This window comes from Paraburkholderia sp. EG287B (genome assembly GCF_040965595.1).
In the GTDB taxonomy this organism is placed as follows: Bacteria; Pseudomonadota; Gammaproteobacteria; order Burkholderiales; family Burkholderiaceae; genus Paraburkholderia.
Map to the genome: position 1 here is coordinate 1 of NZ_JBFRCG010000065.1, position 2,123 is coordinate 2,123.

Annotated in this window: 2 protein-coding genes; both read left to right on the forward strand. The window is 66.9% G+C overall.

Features of this window, described 5'->3' with window-relative positions; translation table 11 throughout:
- Positions 1-1,867, forward strand: a 1,867-nt coding sequence (locus tag AB4Y40_RS42670; RefSeq protein WP_368692974.1) for an ImcF-related family protein, incomplete at its 5' end; no start/stop codon positions are given.
- A 17-nt stretch (positions 1,868-1,884) separates the two neighbouring features.
- Positions 1,885-2,123: type VI secretion system baseplate subunit TssF (locus AB4Y40_RS42675; protein WP_368692975.1), on the forward strand; the 239-nt coding region annotated here is incomplete at its 3' end.

Sequence of the window (2,123 nt, forward strand, 5' to 3'; positions counted from 1 at the left end):
TCCCGACTGGCGGATCAATCCGTCTCAACCGCTAGTCACACAGATGCGCTCGACGCTCGTCAACCAGATCGGCCTCGCGGCGAGCGACGACGTGCTCTATCAGCGCGTCATCGACACGGCGCGCGGCAGGTACGCAGACATTGCGCTCGCGACGCTACTCGCGGGCGCGGATTCGCACGGCCTTTTCACGACCACCCAGACGGTACCGGGCATCTATACGCGCGCAGCGTGGGAGGGCGTCGTCGAGAAAGCCATCGACGATGCGGTGAACGGGCAGCACGTCGAGGGTGATTGGGTGCTGACCGGTGACCAGCCGAACGCCCGGATCAGCACCACTGCCGTCGAGGGTGCGGTTGACGCGGCCCAGGCCGCAGTCGAAGCAAGGAAGGCCGCCGACGCGCTGAGAAAGCGCCTGCGCGACCGGTATTTCACGGACTACACGGCAGCCTGGGCGACGATGCTCAACAGCTTCCAGTGGCTCCCGGCGACCAGCTTCTCGGGCGTCATCGACCAGCTCACGCGCCTGACCGATGCGCAGACCTCGCCGCTGCTCGCGGTCATGAAGTCGGTGCAGTACCAGGGCGAGGCGGGGCGTCCTTCGCAGGCGCTGACCGATACGCTCGTGCGCAAGGCGCAGGGGTTGCTCGGTGGGAGCGATAGCAACCAGACGCAGGCCCCCATCGTGAACCCGCTCGACCGCTCGTTCGGCCCGCTGCTCGCGCTGATGGGCGACGCGAATCCGCCTGCGGCCAGCGGCAATGTGGGGAACGCTCCGGGGGCGAATGCGGCCGCGTTCAGCGGCGTGAGCCTCTCCCGGGTCCTGACCGCCGATACGACCGTGCGGCTGAAACTCCAACAGATCCAGGCGAGTCCCGATGCGCAGGCCATGGCGCGCAGTCTCGCGCAGGCGGTATTCCAGGGCAAGCTCTCGGATCTGTCGCAGGCGCGCGACGACGCGGCGCTGACCGCCGCGAGCCTGGGCGCACAGTGGGCGGGCTTCGGCCAGACGATGTTTGTGCAGCCGCTCGACGCGGCCTGGCAGGCGGTCCTGCAGCCCGCCGCTGCGAGCCTGAACGAGGCATGGCGAGCGGGCGTCGCGGCCCCCTTCGCCTCGTCGCTCGCCGCGCGCTATCCGTTCTCGCCGGCGAGCGCCGACGCGTCCTTCGCCGAGTTTGGCCGTTACGTGCGGCCCGAGACGGGGCTGATCAACCGCTTTATCGAGCTTGAGCTGTCCGGCGTGTTCAAACGCCAGGGCGACCAGTGGGTGCCGAACGAACTCGCGCCGCAGTCGCTGCAGTTCGATCCGAAGTTTCTCGCCATGCTCCGGCTGATGGGTCCGCTCGGCGCACGTCTCTATGCGCGGGGCGAGGCTGGCTATCACTTTGAGATCATGCCGCAGCCGACGCCGGACGTAACACGCACGGAACTCATGTTGGACGGCCAGCAGATCGTCTATTTCAACCAGCGCGAAACGTGGACGCCGCTGGCATGGCCGGGCAACGGTCTGAACGGCCATGCGTCGTTGAACTGGCAGACGCTCAACGCAGGAGTGCGGATCGACTTCGATGCGACAGGCGACTGGGCCTTTCTGCGGATGCTCGAAAAGGCCCAGGTCAAGCCGCTCGACGATACGCGCTACGAACTCGTCTGGAATGCCGGGGCGGGTGGCGATGCCGCGAAGGCCGCTTCCGCGACGTCCGGTGACAATACGGACGGCAAGGTGGCGCCGTTGCGCTACGTATTGCGCGCGCAAGCGGGATCCGGACCGCTAGAGCTGCTGAAACTGCGAGGCATGCGCATGCCCGAGCGCATCTTCGTGACGGGCCGCGCCGGTGTGATCTCCGGATTGCCCGCATTGCCGCCCTAACCCCCGGAGTCGCAGCCATGACCGCACCATGGAAAGCCACGCAACAGGAAGGCGCAAGCCCGTTCCTGAGATATTTCGACGCCGAGATGCGCTACCTGCGCGAAACCGGTCGCGAGTTTGCACACGACCAGCCCGAGGCCGCGCGGCGCCTGGGCATGCAGTACGGCCAGGAGAACGACCAGGTCCGTGCGGTCAACGAAGCCTTCGCATTCGTGATGGCGCAATTGCGCATGAAACTCGACGACGGCATGCAGGA